Below are 21,781 nucleotides of genomic sequence, written 5' to 3'. Positions count from 1 at the left end.
TATTTAAACACTTATTAATACAATAAAAGTTTTGAAAAAAACCTTATGATAAATGTGTGTTTATAATGTTAATTAAATTAAAGTTTATAAAAAAAATTCGAAATATTTATTTTATATCTTAATAACCGTATCTACATATTTTTTAGCAGCTTTAAAATCAGTTAAATTTTTAGCTGTTTCAATAGCATTTAAGGAAATTTTGTTTTTTTCAGAAATAGAAAGATTATTAATTTGTTTAATTAATTCTGCTAGTTCTTTATAATTTCCTGACTCACATAAAAATCCATTCTCACCATGAACAATTACCCCATCTATACCTTCATTTCTAGATCCAATAGTAATACAGCCTTTTGCCATAGCTTCTAAGTATACCAAACCAAATGATTCACTTTCACTTATCATAATAAAACAGTCTGAAGTTTCAATATTTTCAGTAACTAAATCCCTTGTTAAGTGACCAGAGAAATTAACATTTGAAGAAATACTTAACTCTTTACTCGTTTTAATTATTTTTTTCTTCTCACTCCCTTCTCCTATAAAAGTAAGTGAAAAATTCTTTTTAGGGTAAGCTATATTTAAAGCACGAACCAAAGAAATTGGGTGTTTACGCTTTATTAAAGATCCAACGTAAATAAAATTTTTGATAGGACCTGAAATACTTTTGGCTTTTGAATTAGCGACTATAGATTCTGGAATTCCTGAATAACAAATAAATGACTTTGGTCTAACACCATATTTCTTTTCAAATTCTTCTCCAATACCTCTAGAACGATATCCCCAGACATCAATATTATTAATTAAATTAATATAATCTTTACTGTAAAACTTTTTAACATTTGTAGTATCACCATGTAAAATTACACAGGTTTTTACTGAATATATATTTTTTAATAAATTAACTAATACTAAATTTGGATTATGAAAATGCCCAATTATTAAATCTGGTTTAAAACCATCCTTTTTATTTGACTGTACAATTTTTTCAATTTGTTTATCTATAGATTTTTTTGGGAATTTTGTTCTTGGTAATGCTTTAAAAATCGGAAACTTGTTTATAGTAACTCCGTCTAAAACATATTTTTTACTTTTAGTTGTTCTTATGGTGTTTACAACACTTACGGCACTACTTGCTATTATTTTTTCGAAAAAATTAGCTATAAAATGTAAGATTCTAGCGTAAATATGATAGTTGTAAATAACTTTTACCTCATACCCCATTTCTACCCACTCTTTAGCAAAATAATGGCATACGTTTGTTGTATTTAACAACGTAACCTCTGGCTCAGTATAAATGTTAGTTAATAATAAAATTTTATTTTTCATAAATTATTATTTTTTGAATGTATAAATATTGTCTACTTTCTATTAAAAAAAAGAGTCAATTGTTGTTTCCAAAATTCGATTTTATGTTTTTTTCTAATAATAGAAAATAATAAAAGACGACTTGTGATTAATATTAATCTAATTACCTTCACTAAAAAAACATTAAATTTTGAATGAGTTAATGAAAAATAGGCATTAGAACTAACAAAATGTTGGGTAGCTTTAAACTTCATGTTCTTAGTGCTTTTACCTTCTAAATGTTGTATTGATGCTTCTGGAATAGAAACTACTTTAAAACCTTTTTCTTTAACTCTAAAACACAATTCAATCTCTTCGTAATACATAAAAAAAGCCGGATTAAACCCTCCTATCTGATCAAATAATTCTTTTTTTATCATTAAATCTGCTCCAACAATATAGGAAACATTCATTTTTTTATTTAAATGATTAAAAAAACGATTTTTTCCATAACGAATTAATTCTGGAATATTAAAAAAGAATGTATGTTCTAAAATCCATAAAATATCAGGAAATTGTCTTCTAAAAGATCTTGTTGGTTCTAAATTTTCATTTAACAAATTACCACCACAAGCGCCATAATTTAAATTATTATCTAGTTCATTCGATAATATTTTTATAGCATTATTCAATAACAATGTATCTGGATTTAGAAAAAACAAATTTTGTCCCTTTGCTATTTTTACACCTTCATTATTTGCTCTACCAAAACCAATATTCTCACTTAATTTTAAAACTTCTATATTATCATATTGTTTTGTTTTGTTTTCCAATAAATCAACTCCATCTTTTGAATTGTTATCAACAATAATAATTTCATAAGTAATATCAACTGAATATTTTAGTATTGATTCAATTGCATCTATAACTAACTTTGAAGTATTATAATTAACTATAACTATTGATACTTCTAATAATGTATTCTTATTCATTTTTTTTTATTTTTATATATCCCTTACCGATAACTATATACAATACATATATGAAAAAAAAGGATAAAAACATACTAAAAACACTACCACTACCTAACAAAGGATCCGTAAAGAAAGCTGTAAAAGATAAATATATGTAACCAAATAAAATTACAGTTAATATACCATGAGGTAAGTGTTGCAATAATCTTGTTCTCCACCATGCGCAGAAAACACCAAACACTACAGAAAAAAACAAACCGAACCACCTAAACAACACCCAATTAAGTACAGGAAGCCTAGTATTAGGCCCTTTCATCACTCCCTCTTCATGAGGGTAATTGAGCCAAAATAATTGGGCTCCAATTGGCGGAGGTATTGTAGAACTATCTATGATTCTAAAAGGTCCCAAAATTCGAGAAAAAAGAAAAGTGAAGGGTTTCTCTATATTAATATTGTCAATAACATCATTAGAGAAACCTAACCAGTAGACATCTCCATTAGCTAATAATCGAAAAAAAAATGAGGTTAGTGAATCAAGTAAAGTACCTCTACCACCGTGTTGAAACCCTATCATAAGAATTGGAAATAAAATAACAAAAGGTATAAATTTTTTCAAGGATGAAAGAGAGATACTTGACTTTTCGTAAAAATATTTATAGATAAAAAATGCGAAAAATATTTCTAGTATAGATGATTTACTACCTGAAAGTAAGCTGAATATAATAGATGTAAATAAAACTAATATTAATATAATTATAGATTTCGGTTTATTAAAATATAAAAAGAATACATAAACAAGGCTATAAAATGAAGCAAATCTAGAAATATGCGATAAAATACCCCATCCCCCTGAATTAGAAAATGTTGTTAAACGAGATTCTGCAAAAAGAGGTATTCCAAACAAAACGTAGGTTAATAAATGTGTAATAACATTAAGGATGAAAAAAATCCAAAATAATCGATATCCAACACCACTATCATTTATTATTGAATATTGCGAAAATTCTATTTTTTTCTTAGCTAAAAGAAAATAACCAATCCAGAATAGAGCTTCTGATAATACTATAAAAATAAACTTTTCGGTTGAAACGTTACCCGTAATATAAAGAAATACAGGAATTGTATTAGCAAGAATAGCAAAAACTAGTGCAAATAAAATGGGATCAAAAAGACTATATACTGTTTTTTTGATAATAGGTATATATACTATTGTACATATAATAAATGAATAAATATATAGCAATATATTGTCTAAAAATACTTGTGTTAAAAAAGTAAGGTTAGTCATTAAACAATATTTTATTAAAATAATATTTAAATGCTAAGATTTTTCTATAAAAGTAAGAGCGTAAATATGATAAATAACCCAACTTGTTCTTTATCACCTTAAAAGATTCATAAGCTGAGGCATTCGTATTTGAAAGCCCTTCTAAAGAATGGAAAGCAACAATATGATCGCTAATAGCTATTTTATTACCAGTAAGATACATATCTAGATTATATGCAAAATCTGCTACAATTTTATATTTTGTTTCATACCTCATATTACTTAATCTTAAATTATAAAACAGGGCTTGATGAGGTAAAGTATTCAATAAACGAATTTTTTTATTAAATTTTGGTATTGCTATTATATCATTTTCTGAGATTATTCTTCCACAAAGAGCTTGATCTTTAGCTGCTTTAACTAAGTCTAAACTAGGTATAGAAAGTAACCGATCTCCTGCATTAATATTTATTACCCAATCTCCAGTTGCTTTATCTAAACCTTTATTCATTGCTGAATAAATACCTTCATCTGGTTCGCTAACCCAGAAACTAATATTATCCTTATACTTTTTTATTAACTCTACTGTTCCATCATTGCTTCCACCATCTATTACAATATACTCAATGTTAGGATATTTACAATTTATTACACTATTAAATGTTGCTTCAATATCTAAAACAGCATTAAAACAGACTGTTATAACTGAAACAACAGGAAATAATTTATTTTTATTTATTCTTGAAATATTCTCCATTTTAAAAAATTAATATATTTTGTAATTAGAATAAGCACTGTAATACTTTTAAGCATTTTGGCAAACTTAATAAGAAATAATTCATATAACACAACTATTTTTAACTGTAATATAAAAGTAACTTGCAGTTAGGTATCAGCTTTACTAAAATTAAAAAATACTGTTTTATATTTAACTTAAAATTTATCTTCTACTTCAAATGTAAAATTTACATATTTAAGTAATGTTTTTTTCTTTATTTATAATATTTAAAATTTGTTCTCCCATTTTTAACAAAGAATAATTATTTTTAAGAACTAATTCTTCTGAAGAATATTCTTGCTTATCTTTTTGAAAAACACTCAACATCTTTTTTGTTAAATCAATTTCAGATCCGGTTTTAAAAAAAGTTACAGTTTCATCTTCAATTTCTTTATTAACGGCTATATCAGAAACAATAGAAGAAACTCCATAAGCAACAGATTCAAAAACAGCTCCTCCGCCAGGGCCTCCTTCAAATAGAGTAGGTTGTATTATTGCAATACAATTTTTAAGAATTTGAAGTTGATCTATCTTAGGAATATAACCAAGAATTAAAACATTATCACTTAGGTTTAAGTCTATAAGTAATCCTTGTAAAGTCTCAAAATAGTCTGGAAATCTAGCATCCTGGGTTTGACCTGTACATACTAAAAAAACATCTTTATTATCTACGCTATTTAAAAACAATCTAAATGCCTTAAAAGCTGTTACGTGATCTTTATGTTTCCAAAATTGATTAGAAACCATAAAATATTTTTCTGGAAGATTATAAGTTTTAAGATCAACATTAGATTTAAAAAAATCTACATTAAGGATTGGACAAAATGGTAAAGCAAAAACTTTATCAAATGCCTCTTTTCCGTAGAACTTATTAACATCATTTTTTACAGATTTCGAATTAACTATTATTGTATCTGCCTTATTGAGCATACTCGAAAATTGATTATTTCTTAAAGTTATATCTTGTTTAGAAAAAAAACTAGGATAATACTTATGTTGAAAATCATACAAATAACCAACCCAGGGAATAGGAAAATTAGGTGATAAAGTAGAGAAGGTGGGTATAATAATATCGATTTTAAGTTTTAATACTTCTTTGATTAAACTAGTTTCTCCTTCATTATAAAAAATGATCTTAAAACTATCACCAATACCTAGAAAAGACTTTTCAATTGATTCATTTAAAATAATTCTTTGAAGCTGGTACTTTTTATGTCTAAAAAGATTGATAAACCTTTTTAAATTATTCTTAAACCTTATTTTATTTTTTGATTGTTTAGGTATAAAAACAAAAACATTTATTTTATTTTCAGTTCCCTTTTCTAAAGAAGAAAGACTGTTTAAAATCAGTCTTATAAAATCAATACCTCCTCCCCAATTAATAAATTGGTCAGATAATACACCTATGTTATATTTTTTCTTCATACCCTTTTCTTATAAAAAATAATAACCCCATTTTTTCGCAGTCTTTTACAAAACCATACTTCTCATATAATCTAATAGCTGAAATATTTTCTTTATCAACGGATAACTTTATTTCTGGCACTTTTAAATCTACAGCCTTTTTTATTAAATAATCTATAATTAGTTTTCCTTGACCTTTACCTATATATTCTTGAATAATAGAAATTCCAAACCAAACATTATTCCCTTCTTTATCTAGATGCCCATAACCTACAGGTTTATCATCTAAAATTAAGAGAATTGTACAAATATGGTTTTTAATTATAGAAATAGGTCTAGAATTAAAGTATCTAAAGGAATTACTACTATTTCCCATTGAATTTATAAAAATTTTAATGAGATCTTTATCCTTTTTTGATTCTATGTCAACTTCTAAAATCATACTATAGAATTTCTTTTATTTTATCACAAATATATTCAATTTGTTCTTGCTTTAAACCAGGGTAACTAGGTAAATTAATTCCTCTCCATCCTAAATTTTCTGCAATAGGGTGTCTCTGATATTGGGTAGAATACATAGGCATAGTATGCACTGGGTAAAATAAAGGTCGAGTATCAATCCCCGATTTACTAAGATGGTCCCGTAAAACATCTCTTTGTTTTCCATCTTTTGTTAATATTGAACACATCCAATACGAATGGTAGACATCATCTGATATTGGTTCATGAAAAATAATAGAAGAATTTTTTAAGTTAGAACGATATGTATCAGCAACTCTTTTTTTCTCTAACAATACATTATCTATTTCTTCTAATTGAGCTAAACCTATAGCAGCACAAATATTTGTCATTCTATAATTATACCCAATGACATCATGCCAATATTGGCGATGTTTAGCCAAACCTTGTCCTTTGAAATGTACTGCACGATCATAAAGCGTTTCATCATTTGTAACAACCATTCCACCTTCTCCTGTTGTAATCGTTTTATTTCCAAAAAAACTAAATGTTGAGATATCTCCAAAGGTACCAACATGCTTCCCTTTGTATAGAGTCCCAATAGCCTCTGCACAGTCTTCAATTAAAAAAAGGTTATATTCTTTACAAATCTTAAGCAAAGCATCCATGTCACATGGGTGTCCATAAAGATGAACTGCCATAATTGCTTTCGTTTTGGGTGTAATTTTTTTTATTACATCGGCTGGATCAATTTGCCAACTTTTTTCTATAGAATCAACAAAAACAGGCTTAGCTCCCGTGTATACTATTGAATTAACCGAAGCTATATAAGTTAAAGTAGGAACAATAACCTCATCTCCTTCACCTACTCCTAATGCTAATAAAGCTAAATGAATAGCAACAGTTCCATTAGAAACAGTTGTTGCGTAATCTGTACCTACGTAATCAGAAAAACCATCCTCAAATTTAGACACAAATGCCCCTTTAGATGAAATCCATGTTGAGTCAAGACATTCATTTACATATTTTTTTTCATTTCCATTCAAGGATGGTTCATATACTGGGATGTTATACATAATTATGTTTTTTATATTAATTAATTTAGAGTTATTCGTTTACAAATAATTAAATATATTATTATTTATTCCAAATACCCTTCGCTCTTTTTTCTAATATTAAATAAGCTTGTAATGGTCCTAAAACAGCACCAATAGTTAAAGTTAAGCAAGTTGCGAGAATAACACCAGCTGATCCTAATTCTAAGTTTTTAGCAAAAAAAATAGAAAGCGGTATATTAATACTCATAGCAAAAATACTCGAATACATTTGGAGTTTAATTTTACTCACACCATTCAAAAAAGAAGCAAAAATATTATTCCATGTACTTATAATAGCAAATAAAGCCATAAATAAAGATAGTTTTAATGGTATTTCTACTTTATCACCTATCCAAAAATTATAAAAATATCCAGATATTAAAAACATAGCAACAATAAGAACAAAAACTAAAAACCAAATTTGGATTAATCTTTTCATTGACTTCTTTACCCATAATAAATCATTTTTAACATAAGCATCTGTAAAGGCAGACCAGAAAGGAGTTATTATGATAGAACAAATCATTATAGGAACACTAAAGTATTTAAAAGCTATATTATAAGGTGTTACTTCTTTAGGCCCTAATACTTGTGTTATAATCATATTATCTGTTGAAAAAATGATTAATACAGCTATTTGTAAAACAAAAAAATTAATTCCAAGACCTACCAAATCTTTAAAATTATTAAAATCTATCGATTTAAAACTTGGTTTAATTGACTTATATTTAAACTTAAAAAAATATAACGAGGCTATTATTAAAACAATTACGGGAGTAACACTATAAGCGATACTTATGTATAATAAGCTACCTTTAGAAAACTTTGTAATTATAAAAATAGAAATCAGAGATAATAAACTGCCTATAAATTCAAAAAAATTATTAACAGAAGGTGTTTGATCAGCTATGAAAATTACACCAATAATTTTTAAAATAAATCGAAGTGCAAAGAAAGTAAATACTATAATTATTACTGTATTTAGTTCACTTGCTATTTCATTAGAAATATTAAATATAGTACCCCAATTTAAACTAGGCATTAAAACTAAAAAAACAAGATATACTACAATCATAATAATAGATATAATTGCATATGTTGTACTTACATAACTTTTTGCTAATTTTATATCATTTATCGCAAATGCTTCTGTAAGTTTATTTCTTAAACCATTACCCAGACCAATATCAAAAAAACTTAACCATCCAATTATAGAACTTAAAGTAAGCCAAATTCCGTATTTTGTTGGATTCAGGTATTCTAAAGTAAGCGGGACTAATAAAAAACTAACCAAAATACTTAACCCTTTTAATAAAAAAGAGATAAAAATATTTTTTTTTGCTTTAACAGTTCTAACGTGTCCTTTAGTGAAAAAATTAGAAATAAATTCTTTAAACTTCATCAAAATTTTTAATATATAGTCTATGGTTTATGTCTTAATTAATAACCTTCTTTACAAAAGAAGGTTATTAATTAAGAATTTAAAGGTCTGCCCTCTAATTCTTTCAAGTAAAGATTTATCTTAATCTGTTTAAAAATAAAAAATTACTCAGCCTGCTTCAAAATTTCATGACCTGCTTTTAGTAAAATAACATCTTTTTTCATTAATGCAACATCACCTTTCATCATGTCTTTTACTAATGAGGCTAAGTCGTGTTCAGGAACCCATCCTAATTTATTTTTAGCCTTTGAAGGGTCTCCTATTAACAAATCTACTTCTGTTGGACGAAAGTAAGAAGGATCTACTGATAAAACTTCTTTACCAATTTCTACCTGAAAATCTTTATCATTACAAGCAACAACATATGCTTTCTCTTCGACTCCTTCACCCTTAAATTCTACATCAATTCCAACTTCACTAAAAGCTAAACGAACAAAATCTCTAACTGTTGTAGTTACACCTGTAGCTATTACCCAATCTTCTGCCTTATTTGCTTGTAAGATCATCCACATCATACGAACATAATCTTTTGCATGTCCCCAATCACGTTTCGCTTCTAAATTACCTAGAAAAACTTTCTCTTGCAGCCCTAAAGCTATTTTTGCTACTGCGCGTGTAATTTTCCTTGTTACAAAAGTTTCCCCTCTTCTTGGAGACTCATGGTTAAACAAAATACCATTACAAGCAAACATATCATACGCTTCACGGTAGTTTTTTGTTATCCAGAATCCGTATATTTTAGCTACTCCATAAGGAGAACGAGGATAAAATGGAGAGAGTTCATCATAGAAACCTCTTTCATTTTTATTCTCTGGCATACCTCCATATAATTCTGAAGTTGAAGCTTGATAAATTCTAGTTTTCTTTTCTAATCCTAAAATTCTTACCGCTTCCAATATCCTTAAAGTTCCTAATCCATCTACATTACCTACATATTCTGGAGTATCAAAAGAAACGGCTACATGAGACATGGCTCCAAGATTATAAATTTCATCTGGTTGGCATTCTTGAATAATACGAGTCAAATTCATCGCATCAGTTAAATCTCCATAATGTAATTTTAACCTTTGATCTGGATCATGTGGATCCTGATATAAATGATCTATCCTAGCAGTATTAAAAAGTGATGACCTTCTTTTAATACCATGTACTATATACCCTTTTTCTAACAGTAATTCTGCTAAATAAGACCCATCTTGTCCTGTAATACCTGTAATTAACGCTACTTTCATAGTTTACTTTTTTCTTATTTCGAAGTTTTATAATTTAACCTCTTTTATATTATCAATATTCTCTAAAAACCAAGCATAAGTTTTTTCGACTCCTTCTTGTAATTCTGTGGAATATTCCCAACCGATTTCTTTCAATTTGGAAACATCCATCAATTTCCTTGGTGTTCCATCTGGTTTTTCAGAATCCCAAATAATATTTCCTTTATGTCTTGTTACTTTTTGAATGGTTGTAGCTAATTCCTTTATAGTTATATCCTTACCAGAACCAACATTATACAAATATTCTGGAAGTTCATTTTCTAACGCATATACTACAGCTTCTGCCATATCATCTACAAATAAAAATTCTCTCATTGGAGTTCCACTACCCCATAAAATCACATCAGAATTATTGTTTTTAGCTTCATGAAATTTCCTAAGCATTGCTGGTAAAACATGTGAAGTTTTTAAATCAAAGTTATCATGAATACCATATAAATTTGTTGGCATTAGACTTACATAATCTTTTTTAAATTGCTTTCTAATTGCTTGACAAGCTTTTACTCCTGTTATTTTAGCTATTGCATACCACTCATTTGTTGGCTCTAGAGAGCCTGTTAATAAATACTCTTCCATTAAAGGCTGAGTAGCAAATTTAGGGTAAATACAAGAACTTCCCAAAAATATAAATTTATTAATTCCTGATTTCAATGCACAATCAATCAAATTATTTTGAATCTGCATATTTTCCATCAAGAATTGATAGGGATAATCATTGTTAGCTAGAATACCTCCAACCCTAGCCGCTGCATCAATAATCGCTTCTGGTTTTTCTTTTTGAAGAAAAGAAAGAACATCAGCCTGATTTTTCAAATCTAATTCATTACTAGCTTTTCCTATTAAATTAGTATAGCCCTTACTCTCTAATTCTCTCCAAACAGCAGAACCAACCATACCTCTATGACCTGCTATATATATTCTTGTATTCTTTTTCATGTTGTTTTATTTTCCAATCTGGAAATATTCAAAACCTTGCTCTTCTAAGTTAAAAGCATTGTACTGGTTTCTTCCATCAAATATAATAGCACTATTAAGTTGTTTTTTTATTTCAACAAAATCTGGAGATCTAAATTCTTTCCACTCCGTTAACAATATCAAAGCATCTGAACTTTTTAGAACCTCATATTTAGATTTATAATATGTTACATTTTCAACTCCTTTCAAATAAAAGCTCTGTGCTTCTTCAATTGCCTTAGGGTCATACGCTTTTACTTTTGCCCCTCTCTTCAACAGTTCTTTTATAGTATAAATTGCCGGTGCTTCTCTCATATCATCTGTACCAGGCTTAAATGCTAATCCCCATAAACCGAAAGTCATTCCGGATAAATCTTCTCCAAAACGTTTTACAATTTTATTTGCAATTACTAACTTTTGGGCATCGTTAACATTCTCTACAGAGGTTATTAAATTTGCTTTATATCCATTTTCTTCAGCTATTTTCTTTAAGGCTTTTACATCTTTAGGAAAACAAGACCCTCCATAACCAGCTCCTGGATATATAAAGCTATATCCTATCCTTTTATCTGAGCCAATACCTATTCTTACCATATTAGCATCTGCACCTACTCTTTCACAAATATTTGCAATCTCATTCATAAATGAAATTTTTGTTGCCAACATTGTATTTGCAGCATACTTCGTCATTTCTGCAGAGCGAATATCCATCGTTATAAAACGGTCATGAGTCCTAAAAAAAGGAGAATATAATTGCTTCATTTTAGCAAAAGCATATTCAGAGTCTGCTCCAATTACTACTCTATCTGGCTTCATAAAGTCATCTATAGCTGCTCCTTCTTTTAAAAATTCAGGATTAGAAACTACACTAAACTCAAAATCGACTCCTCTTTTATCTAACTCTAATTGAATAGTTGCTTTTACTTTGTCTGCAGTCCCTATTGGAACTGTAGATTTATCAACAACAATTAATCTATTATTCATTGTTTTTCCAATAGACTTAGCTACTGCTAAAACATATTGCAAATCAGCAGAACCATCATCTCCCATTGGAGTACCAACAGCAATAAAAACAATTTCTACATCACTAATGGCATTTTCTAAATTAGTTGTAAAAAACAAGTTTTTATTTTTTACGTTTTTTAGAACCATTTGTTCTAAACCTGGTTCAAAAATAGGAATAATTCCTTCTTCCAATTTCTGAATTTTATTTTGATCTATATCTACACAAATAACTTTATTTCCCATTTCTGCAAAACAAGTACCAGACACTAAACCAACATAACCTGAGCCTACTATTGCTATGTTCATATATATATATATTTTAAAAATTATTTATTCCATTTTTCTTTTAAGCTATAGAAAAATGGTTTTCTAAACACCATTCCAACACCAATAATAATACCTAAAAAGGTCCATATAAATAGAATTATAATTCTCTTTGGTTTTGATCTTTCGAATGGTATTGAAACTGGTTTTATTATAGTAAAAACAGGTGTATCCTCTTTTACCTGAATCTTCTGACTCTCTAATTCTTTTGCTAATTCAGAATAAACATCGTAAGCTAAATTAAAATCAGTTTGTAGTCCCATTAATTTTGTTTTTGCTTGAGCTGAATTAACAAATTGATTCTGGTCCTGAAAACGTGCTAATTGTTTTTGTGAAAATTTAAATTTCTTTTCTTTTTCAATAAAGCGTTCATTAATAAATTTAAGCTTCTCAACTGATTTTTGAACCTTAAAATTTATGATATATTTCTGCAATGATAATTGTGCCTTTTGAGTCATTTCTGCCGCAGCCAAAGGCTCTGGCATTTTCATTGAAAGTTTAATATAACCGTCTTTAGCATTTATATCTAATTTTAATTGACTGCTTAACTGCTTAAGAAGTATATTTTCATCTTCTGTAAGACTCTCTATTTGCAATCCTCCTTTTACAGAAATTACAGTTGAATTGGCATTTGGATTACCTTTAATTTTTTTTAAAATGAGTCTAGGTAGTCCTATAGTATATTTTTTAAGGTATCCCAATACTCCAGGACTACTATAATTCATATAATAGTCTTTATAAGTTATAGCAGAATTGTGTCCTTCAAAAGTAAGAGGTAATAATAATAATTCTTTTTGAAAAGAAATACTACTAGTAACTTGAGGGTATAATGTTGGGGATATACCGGACTTACCACTTAACCCCCCCAAATTAACACCTGCCATTGCTGCTAATCCACTAAGATTTCCTGATATACTTTTCCCCTCTGTTGCCGGCACGATGGTTACTGAAGCAGTATATTCCTTCTTTGAAAAAATAGCAATAAATAAACCAATAGCCATAAAAATTAAAATATATTTTATAACTATTTTACGACCAGCCCATGTGGTTTTAGCAAAGGCTAGTAAATCTATTTTATATTCCATATTAGATTTTTCTATGGGGTTCTTTATTTTTTCTTGGTTCAAATTTTCTAACTTTAAATATAATGTTAATGAGATTTAGATGTTTTATTTATAACTTAAAACCTAAATAATTAATAACCCTCAGTTAATATTTATAATTACACTTTAAAAGTGCATATGTAAACAATTACTTTAGCAAGGATTGGATTAATATCCCCAAAGTAGCTATTGAGGTTGTAATACCTACAATTTCTGTTGTTGATAATTTATTCTTATTTATTGGTTTAGCAGGCACAAAAATAGTTGCTCCAGGAGCTAATCTTGGATAAGATTTAAAGAACAAAAACTTACGTACTGTTTTAACATCACCATTTTGGTAGGAAACATAAATTTTAGATTTTTTGGCTGTTTCTGCAAATCCTCCTGATTTATTAATATAAGATTTTAAACTCTCCCCTTTTTTAAACTGAATCAACGATGGTTTTAAAACCATACCTGAAACTTTCACTGTTTGTTTTTTAGACGGAATGATTAATAAATCGCCTACTTCCATAAACATATCAATATCGGAACCTTTATTCTTAAGGATTTTTTCTAAATCAATTCCAACAGTAAATTTCTTAGAATTTGCCTCCATTTCAGTTAAGGCCTCTAAATCTACTTCCTTTCCTTCATTATTTTCCATATTCTGTAATAAATCTAAAGCATATTTATTTTTTGTTTTACGAACTAAAGCAGCTCCTTTTACATAGGCAAATTCGGTAAATCCTCCTGCTCTTTCTATTAAGTCTGAAATACGTTCATTTTTAGTAGTTAAAACATAAGAACCTGAATAATTAACTTCACCTGAAATTGCTACACTTTTTTGTTCTGCATAGCCTTTCAAATACCTAACGTTAATAATGTCAAAAGGTTCTAAATAAAACGGAACACCATTATTAATCGATAAATTTTTCTTTGAGGAGATAGAAAAAACTTTACTTAATGTAGTAAAACTTCCATCCTTTAATCTTCTTGAAACACTAATTACATCAGGATTTGCTCCTTCTTGAAGCCCTCCAGACAAAGCAATAATATCTTCAATTTGTAATTTATCTATAAATTCAATTGTTTTTGGAGTGTTAATAGCTCCAGAAATTGAAATAGTTCGCGTTTTTCTTAATTCTTTTTCATTAAAAATTCTAACTTCATCTTTTGATTGCAAAAAAATAGAAGTTTTACCACTTAAAACATCTGCAACAGAAAAAGCAATATTCTCCTTGCTTGCATCAGCCTGTGTTCTTACTAATAAACCTCTAGACAAAAAGGCTTCTGAAGTAACCCCTTCTGCTTTTAATAATAGATCTTTTAAATTCATTTTATCTAATAATTCAAAATCACCGGGTCTAAATACTTCTCCTTGAATGGAAACCTTGTTTTCGAACGTGTTTAAAATTTCTTGAACTACCAATTTATCTCCAGCTCGCATTATAAAGTTATCAGACTCTGTTAAAGCAATTTCTTTAACTTCTTTTTGAATACCATTTAACCTTTCTAAAATTAATAATTTTGTATAGGCTTTCGGCGTAAAGCCTCCAAAATAAGAAACTAATTCAGATAAAGTTTGCCCTTCTTTCAATTCATAAACACCTGTTCTTTTAACAGCACCTTCTACAGAGATTAAGTTCTTATAAGGGCCAATCAATAGTACATCTTGATCTTGAAGTTTTAAGTTCCCCTCTTGTGTTCCAAATAATAAGTAGCTATAAATATCTAATGTAGCCACTATTTTATTTGATCGAATCAATTTAATCTCTCTAAAAGTCCCCATTTTCGTAGGGCCTCCTGCAACATATAAAGCATTTAAAACAGTTGATAAAGAATTTAAAGCATATGTACCAGGAACTTTAATCTCCCCTATAATATTAACTTGTACTGTCCTAATTTTAGAAACAGTAACATTTGTATTAATTTTATTATAACTATTTACAGGAGCAGAAATACCAGAGTGCTTATTTTTTAATTTAGAAATAATTTTTTTACTAGCATCACCTAGACTAAATCCATTAACATATATAAAACCTATTCCGTTAATTTTAATACTCCCTCTATTATTAACAACAGACTTATATGTTATTTCAGAAGCTCCCCATAAATCAATCATTATTTCATCACCTGGACCAATTTGATAATTTTCTGGAACTGCTATATTTACACTCGGTGTAAAAGAAATTTTAGAGTTATTAAAAAAATCATACCCAAAAGGTGAAGTCGTTGATGATTTTTTCTTAACAACTTGACCGTCTTTTAAACCAAAGGCCTCACTGCTAGTAGATAATTTTGAATCAGCTTCTATAGCTTTACTTTCAACAGCTTTTATTTGATTTAAGCTATTCACTCTTCTTTTAAAGTCTGCTATTTTGTTTAGAGGAATACCTTGAGCTTTACCAAGAACTTCAACTTGCCCCATTGTATAGCCTTTTTCTTGAATCCCGGTCCAATAAGATTCGATTTGATTATCTGACATAGAATTAACATCTATGTTTTTAAGCTGACTGATATCTTGAGCAGTCAGTAATGATGAAGTTAAAGTAAATAGAATTACTAGTAAAAAAAGTAAACAATTTTTCATTTTTAAATATATAATTTTGACTTAAATAATAGTTTTAAAAACTATTTAGTTGAAACTTTAAATTTTCTTTAAATTTTCTTTAAATTTTCTTTCTCTTGTACTTCTTTTCTTAATCCACTACTAGAAAAGCGGTGTTCTCTTTTATTAAAATACAAATCGATCCCTTTTTCTTCACAGTATTGTCTACCTGTAAATTTTTTACTAGCATACTCGTCACCAATAACACGAACATCTATCTTAAAAGACCTTAAAATATCTTCTAAATCTTGTTCTGTTGCATATGGTACAATTTCATCAACATATTTACATCCTTTTAATTGAATGTATCTTTCCACTACAGATTGTACTGGTCTATTTTTTTCTGGTCTATCTAATGTAGGATCTGTCTGCAAACCGCATATTAAATAATCACATTCACGTTTTGCATCTTCCAACATTTTTATATGTCCTGCATGTAATAAATCAAATGAACTAAAAGTTATACCTACTTTCATACCTTTATTTTTTATTTAACAACCAAGAAGAAGATTGTATCTTATCTCCTAAACCATCAATTAATTGAATTTTTAATTCTTCACAAATTGGAGCTTCTGGTATTGAATTATTATTTTGATCTCCTCCATTAGCAAAACCAAGGTCATAATCTTCTCCATATTTTTCAAAAATAGCACGAATAGATTCACATACTGTTCTATCTTTATCTACAGAAATAATTGCTTTATCTACGGCTTTAATATTCTGTACAATAAATAAACGCTCTTCTTCTTTTTGAAATTCTTTAGAGCCTTTAAGACCTCTCTGCAAGTCACTATTAACAATCACAAATAACTCATCCGCTAAATCTTTAGCACTATTAAAATATTCTAAATGACCTTTATGTATAGGATTGAAGTATCCAGAAACAATGATTGCTTTCTTTTTCATTCTTTTTATTTTTTTTGGCAAATATAGATTAATTATTTACTTTACAAAGGGGTGTTTTCCTCCTGTTCGTAATATACTACTATTTCTAATATCATGAACAATTTCTATAGAGCTTTTAACTTCCTCTAAACCAAAACCTTCATTTAAAATTATTTTCTTATAACTTTCAGTATGTAATTCAGTAAAACCTTTACTAAATTCTAACTCTTCATTATCTATAGTTATCGATCTAAAAGTTCTTTGCTCTTTCTCTTTAATTTCTTTTGGAAGGTCATCTTCATCAATAGACAAAAACCACCTAACTCTCGCATTTTCAAATTCTAAATAACCTGCTGCTTTATTCTTTTCTCTAAGATGAACTACATTCTCTTGCACATTTCCAAAAATCCAAGATAGCATATCATAGAAATGAACTCCAATATTTGTAGCTATTCCACCAGATTTAGATTCATCTCCTTTCCATGAAATATCATACCATTTTCCTCTTGAGGTTATGTAGGTTAAATCGATATCGTATTTACCTTTTTTATTAGCTAAATCTACTTTATTCTTTAGTTGAATAATAGACTCATGCAATCGCAACTGAAGTATGGTGTTAATTTTCCCTTTAGATTCTTTCTCTATAGCTGTTAAAGCATCTATATTCCAAGGGTTTAATACAATTGGTTTTTCGCAAATTGCATCTGCACCTCTTCTTAACGCCATTCTAATATGAGAATCATGTAAATAATTTGGCGTACAAATGCTTACGTAATCTAAATTAATATTCTGATTCCTCTTTAACTTTTCTATATGTCGATCAAATCGTTCAAATTCAACAAAAAAATCTGCGTTAGGAAAATAACTATCCATTACTCCTACAGAATCGAACTTATCTAATGCTGCAATTAAATTGTTATTTGTGTCTTTAATTGCTTTTAAATGTCTGGGCGCAATATATCCTGCAGCACCTATTAATGCAAAGTTTTTCATCTTTATAATGATTTATTTACCTCCTTAGGGTTGAAAAAATTCTTAACATCATACACAACAGACTTCTCTTTTTTTAGTGAATTTAAATCTAAATCTTTAAATTCATTATGGGAAACCGTTAATACAATAGCATCAAACCTTTTATTTGGTAAAATATTTTGAGACTCTAAATTATATTCTTTTTTTACTTCTTTAGGATTTGCACATGGATCGAATATAGTAACGTTGGTACCAAAATCTACCAACTCATTTACCACATCAACCGCTTTTGTATTCCTAACATCAGGACAATTTTCTTTAAAAGTAATTCCTAATACTAAAACTTCTGCATCTTTAACCTCTACATCTTCTTTAATCATCAACTTTGCAACTTCAGAAGCCACATATTTACCCATACTGTCATTCACTCTTCTTCCAGATAAAATTATCTCTGGATGATAACCGTATTCTTGAGCTTTTTGGGCTAAATAATAAGGATCTACACCAATACAATGCCCACCAACCAAACCTGGTTTAAAAGGGAGAAAATTCCATTTTGTACCTGCTGCCTCTAGAACATCTTGCGTATTAATATCCATTAAATTGAAAATCTTTGCCAATTCATTAACGAAAGCAATATTTATGTCTCTTTGTGAATTTTCAATAACCTTAGCTGCTTCTGCTACTTTTATTGTTGGTGCTAAATGTGTACCTGCAGTAATAACAGATTTATATAAATTATTAACCTTAATGCCTATTTCTTTTGTAGAACCAGAGGTTACTTTTAATATTTTGTCAACAGTATGTTTTTTATCACCGGGGTTGATTCTTTCTGGTGAATATCCTGCAAAGAAATCTTTATTAAATTCTAAGCCAGATATTTTTTCTAAAACAGGAATACAATCTTCTTCAGTTGCACCTGGATATACTGTAGATTCATAAATAACAATATCTCCTTTTTTTAAAACCTTTCCTACGGTTTCACTTGCCTTAATTAATGGTGTTAAAACCGGTCTATTATTTTTATCTACAGGAGTTGGAACTGTAATAATAAAATAATTACTATCTTTTATATCTTCAATTGCTGTTGTAACAAACAATCCTTTATTGTGTATATTCTCCTTCACTAAAACAGCCTTTAAAACATCGCTTTCTATTTCTAGTGTAGCATCATTTCCTTGTTTTAATTCAGAAACTCTATTCTTATTGATATCAAAACCAACTACAGCATATTTTGTTGCAAAAAGTCTTGCCAACGGCAAACCAACATACCCTAAACCTATTATAGTTATTTTAATTTTACTCATTTTATAAATTTTCGAAATACCATTTTATAGACTCTCTTAATCCATCTTTTAATGAAAACTCTGGATTATAATTTAATTGTGTAATAGCTTTTTTTATTTCTGCATGAGAATGAGGAATATCTCCTAATCTATTCGAACCATAGATAACATCAATGTTTTTTATTTTAGGATTATACTCTGATAAAAAATCTTTTAAATATAAGACCAAATCATTTAATGTATTTCGATCTCCAAAAGCAGCATTATAAACAGTATTAACAGCACTTTTTTCAGCTATTAAACTTAATAAATTAATCTGAATAATATTATCTATATATGTAAAATCTCTAGAATGCAATCCGTCACCATTAATTACTGGAGATTCTAAATTTATTAATTGGTTAATAAATTTAGGTATTACAGCTGCATAAGCTCCGTTTGCATCTTGTTTCCTCCCAAAAACGTTAAAATATCTTAAACCAATAGTCTCTAAACCATAGGTTTTTCCAAAAACATCTGCATAAAGTTCGTTTACATATTTAGTAATAGCATACGGAGACAATGGTTTCCCTATTACATCTTCTGTTTTTGGCAATGCTTTAGAATCTCCGTAAGTAGAAGAACTTGCTGCGTATACAAACCTTTTTACATTGTTATCTCTTGCAGCAACAAGCATGTTTAAGAAACCCGAAACATTTACATCATTTGACGTAATTGGATCTTTAATAGACCTAGGAACAGAACCGAGCGCAGCTTGATGTAAAATATAATCAACACCAGAAGCAGCCAACATACAGTCATCTAAATTTCTAATATCTCCTTCAATTAATTTAAAATTTGAATCCTCTAAAAAAGTAGTAATGTTTTCTCGTTTCCCTGTAGAAAAATTATCTAAACAAATAACAGTATTTTTTTTATTAAGTAATGCTTCGCACAAATTAGCCCCAATAAAACCAGCGCCTCCTGTTACAAGTATTTTTTTTCCTGATAAATCTATATTCATTTAGAAGTACTATTTAGCTTTTTTTTGAAGAAAACAAATGTAATAAAAAAGAACCACTTTAATCTTTTAATAAAAAGACTAAAAACAAAAAATCCTTCACAAATTGTGAAGGATTTTTACCTAGGTGGGCAATGAGGGATTCGAACCCCCGACCCTCTCGGTGTAAACGAGATGCTCTGAACCAACTGAGCTAATTGCCCTAAGCGGCTGCAAATATAATATAGATTTTAGATATACCAAACAAAAACATCATATAATTTACTTTTAATTTAAAAACTCTTTAAAACTAAAAAATCCTTCACATAAATGTGAAGGATTTTAACTTTGGTGGGCAATGAGGGATTCGAACCCCCGACCCTCTCGGTGTAAACGAGATGCTCTGAACCAACTGAGCTAATTGCCCTAAAGCGGTTGCAAATATAACACAGATTTTAGATATACCAAACAAAAAACATATTTTATTTAAATAATTTCTGCAACAACAAAAGTACTTCCTCCAACATAAATTACATCATCTTGATTTGCAGAAGCTAACGCAGACTTAAAAGCAAGTTCTACTGTAGAATACTTTTCTCCTATTAAGTTAAATTCTTCTGCTTTTTGCTGTAAAAAGACCTCAGACATACCTCTTGGTATATCTGGTTTACAAAAATAATAGCTAGCATCTTTAGGAAAAAGAGGTAAAACATCTTCTAATTTCTTATCTGAAACAACTCCTAAAATAATGTGAATTTTTTTAAAAACTTCTCTTTTTAGTTGATTCAATACAATTTCTAACCCTTCTTTATTATGTGCTGTATCACAAATTACTTTAGGTTTTTTTTGTAAAATCTGCCATCTTCCTTTTAAATTGGTGTTTTTTACAACATTTAACAACCCTTTTTTAATATTTTCTTCTGAAACCTGAAATCCTTTTAACTTTTTAACTGCCACAACAGCAGTTTTTGTATTTTTTTTCTGATAATCTCCTAACAAATCGGTATTGTAGATTCCATTATCATCTGAAGCAAAACAAATTGCTACTTTTTCTATTTTTGCTTTAGCAACAAAAACACTTTTTACCGTTTCTTGCTCCTCTCCTATAATTACTGGAACTAGTTTTTTTATAATACCTGCTTTTTCAAATGCTATTTCTGGCAATGTTTCTCCTAAAAACTGCGTATGGTCTAAACCTATATTTGTAATTACAGAAACTTCTGGATTAATAATATTTGTAGAATCTAATCTTCCTCCTAAACCAACTTCTATAATTGCAATATCTACTTTTTCTGAAGCAAAATAATCGAAAGCTAAACCAACCGTCATTTCGAAAAATGATAACTTTTGTTTTTCTAAAAATTCTTTATGCTTTTCTATAAATAAAATTACTTTTTCTTTCGGAATTTCATCACCATTAATTCTAATTCTTTCTGTAAAGTTTTTTAAATGCGGAGATGTATACAAACCTACTTTATAACCGGCTTCTTGTAAAATTGATGCTAACATATGGCTTGTAGAGCCTTTTCCGTTTGTGCCTCCTACATGAATTGATTTAAACTTCTTTTCTGGAAAGTCTAACTCTTTTGATAAAATTAAAGTATTTGTTAAATCCTTTTTAAAAGCTGCTTTACCTTCTCTTTGATACATTGGTAATTGCGCAAACATCCAATCTAAAGTTTCTTTGTATGTCATAAAATTTTAATAAGAC

General features: G+C 28.6%; 19 protein-coding genes and 2 tRNA genes. All 21 read right to left on the bottom strand.

Annotated elements, in window-relative coordinates; all coding sequences use genetic code 11:
• Positions 1–111 precede the first annotated feature (111 nt).
• Positions 112–1,323, bottom strand: coding sequence for a glycosyltransferase family 4 protein (locus SHK09_RS12790; RefSeq protein WP_319811177.1), 1,212 nt, complete (start codon positions 1,321–1,323; stop codon positions 112–114).
• Between the two features lie 32 nt (positions 1,324–1,355).
• Positions 1,356–2,273, bottom strand: coding sequence for a glycosyltransferase family 2 protein (locus SHK09_RS12785; RefSeq protein WP_319811176.1), 918 nt, complete (start codon positions 2,271–2,273; stop codon positions 1,356–1,358).
• Complete coding sequence (locus tag SHK09_RS12780; RefSeq protein ID WP_319811175.1) at positions 2,266–3,543, bottom strand: O-antigen polymerase; 1,278 nt, start codon at positions 3,541–3,543, stop codon at positions 2,266–2,268. The genes SHK09_RS12785 and SHK09_RS12780 overlap by 8 nt, the downstream gene beginning before the upstream one ends.
• The gene (locus SHK09_RS12775) at positions 3,536–4,279 is read right to left on the bottom strand and encodes a glycosyltransferase family 2 protein (protein ID WP_319811174.1); all 744 of its coding nucleotides are present in this window, start codon (positions 4,277–4,279) and stop codon (positions 3,536–3,538) included. The genes SHK09_RS12780 and SHK09_RS12775 overlap by 8 nt, the downstream gene beginning before the upstream one ends.
• Before the next feature lie 216 nt (positions 4,280–4,495).
• Entirely contained in the window at positions 4,496–5,725 is a 1,230-nt protein-coding gene (locus tag SHK09_RS12770; protein ID WP_319811173.1) for a glycosyltransferase, read from the bottom strand.
• Positions 5,709–6,146 carry a GNAT family N-acetyltransferase gene (locus tag SHK09_RS12765; protein WP_319811172.1) on the bottom strand — a complete coding sequence of 146 codons (438 nt, stop codon included), beginning with the start codon at positions 6,144–6,146 and terminating at the stop codon, positions 5,709–5,711. Before SHK09_RS12765 ends, SHK09_RS12770 begins: the two co-directional genes overlap by 17 nt.
• A 1-nt stretch (position 6,147) precedes the next feature.
• A complete protein-coding gene (locus tag SHK09_RS12760; protein WP_319811171.1) occupies positions 6,148–7,239 on the bottom strand; it encodes a DegT/DnrJ/EryC1/StrS aminotransferase family protein in 1,092 nt (363 codons plus the stop codon).
• A 61-nt stretch (positions 7,240–7,300) separates the two neighbouring features.
• Positions 7,301–8,662 (bottom strand): oligosaccharide flippase family protein, encoded by a 1,362-nt coding sequence (locus tag SHK09_RS12755; RefSeq protein WP_319811170.1) that lies wholly within the window; start codon positions 8,660–8,662, stop codon positions 7,301–7,303.
• 143 nt (positions 8,663–8,805) lie between these two features.
• Positions 8,806–9,933: a GDP-mannose 4,6-dehydratase gene (gene gmd / locus SHK09_RS12750; RefSeq protein WP_319811169.1), complete on the bottom strand. Its 1,128-nt coding sequence runs from the start codon at positions 9,931–9,933 to the stop codon at positions 8,806–8,808.
• A gap of 27 nt (positions 9,934–9,960) precedes the next feature.
• On the bottom strand, positions 9,961–10,908 hold the full coding sequence (locus SHK09_RS12745; RefSeq protein WP_319811168.1) for a GDP-L-fucose synthase: 948 nt from the start codon (positions 10,906–10,908) through the stop codon (positions 9,961–9,963).
• 6 nt (positions 10,909–10,914) lie between these two features.
• Positions 10,915–12,237, bottom strand: coding sequence for a UDP-glucose/GDP-mannose dehydrogenase family protein (locus SHK09_RS12740; protein ID WP_319811167.1), 1,323 nt, complete (start codon positions 12,235–12,237; stop codon positions 10,915–10,917).
• Positions 12,238–12,257: 20 nt separating this feature from the next.
• On the bottom strand, positions 12,258–13,340 hold the full coding sequence (locus tag SHK09_RS12735; protein WP_319811166.1) for a Wzz/FepE/Etk N-terminal domain-containing protein: 1,083 nt from the start codon (positions 13,338–13,340) through the stop codon (positions 12,258–12,260).
• Positions 13,341–13,506: 166 nt separating this feature from the next.
• A complete protein-coding gene (locus SHK09_RS12730) occupies positions 13,507–15,930 on the bottom strand; it encodes an SLBB domain-containing protein (protein WP_319811165.1) in 2,424 nt (807 codons plus the stop codon).
• A gap of 68 nt (positions 15,931–15,998) precedes the next feature.
• A complete protein-coding gene (locus tag SHK09_RS12725) occupies positions 15,999–16,424 on the bottom strand; it encodes an adenylyltransferase/cytidyltransferase family protein (RefSeq protein WP_319811164.1) in 426 nt (141 codons plus the stop codon).
• A 4-nt stretch (positions 16,425–16,428) separates the two neighbouring features.
• On the bottom strand, positions 16,429–16,854 hold the full coding sequence (locus SHK09_RS12720) for an adenylyltransferase/cytidyltransferase family protein (protein WP_319811163.1): 426 nt from the start codon (positions 16,852–16,854) through the stop codon (positions 16,429–16,431).
• Between the two features lie 36 nt (positions 16,855–16,890).
• A complete protein-coding gene (locus SHK09_RS12715; protein ID WP_319811162.1) occupies positions 16,891–17,826 on the bottom strand; it encodes a Gfo/Idh/MocA family oxidoreductase in 936 nt (311 codons plus the stop codon).
• Between the two features lie 2 nt (positions 17,827–17,828).
• A complete protein-coding gene (locus SHK09_RS12710) occupies positions 17,829–19,112 on the bottom strand; it encodes a nucleotide sugar dehydrogenase (protein WP_319811161.1) in 1,284 nt (427 codons plus the stop codon).
• Position 19,113: 1 nt separating this feature from the next.
• On the bottom strand, positions 19,114–20,094 hold the full coding sequence (locus SHK09_RS12705) for an SDR family oxidoreductase (RefSeq protein ID WP_319811160.1): 981 nt from the start codon (positions 20,092–20,094) through the stop codon (positions 19,114–19,116).
• Positions 20,095–20,219: 125 nt separating this feature from the next.
• A tRNA-Val gene (locus tag SHK09_RS12700) sits at positions 20,220–20,294 on the bottom strand.
• A 125-nt stretch (positions 20,295–20,419) separates the two neighbouring features.
• Positions 20,420–20,497, bottom strand: a tRNA-Val gene (locus SHK09_RS12695).
• Positions 20,498–20,556: 59 nt separating this feature from the next.
• The gene (locus SHK09_RS12690) at positions 20,557–21,765 is read right to left on the bottom strand and encodes a folylpolyglutamate synthase/dihydrofolate synthase family protein (RefSeq protein ID WP_319811159.1); all 1,209 of its coding nucleotides are present in this window, start codon (positions 21,763–21,765) and stop codon (positions 20,557–20,559) included.
• Positions 21,766–21,781 lie beyond the last annotated feature (16 nt).

Origin of the sequence: Polaribacter sp. PL03 (assembly GCF_033875165.1) — a bacterium.
In the GTDB taxonomy this organism is placed as follows: Bacteria; Bacteroidota; Bacteroidia; order Flavobacteriales; family Flavobacteriaceae; genus Polaribacter.
Note: the sequence above shows the minus strand (reverse complement) of the source record. Positions and strands in the feature narration are given on the sequence as shown.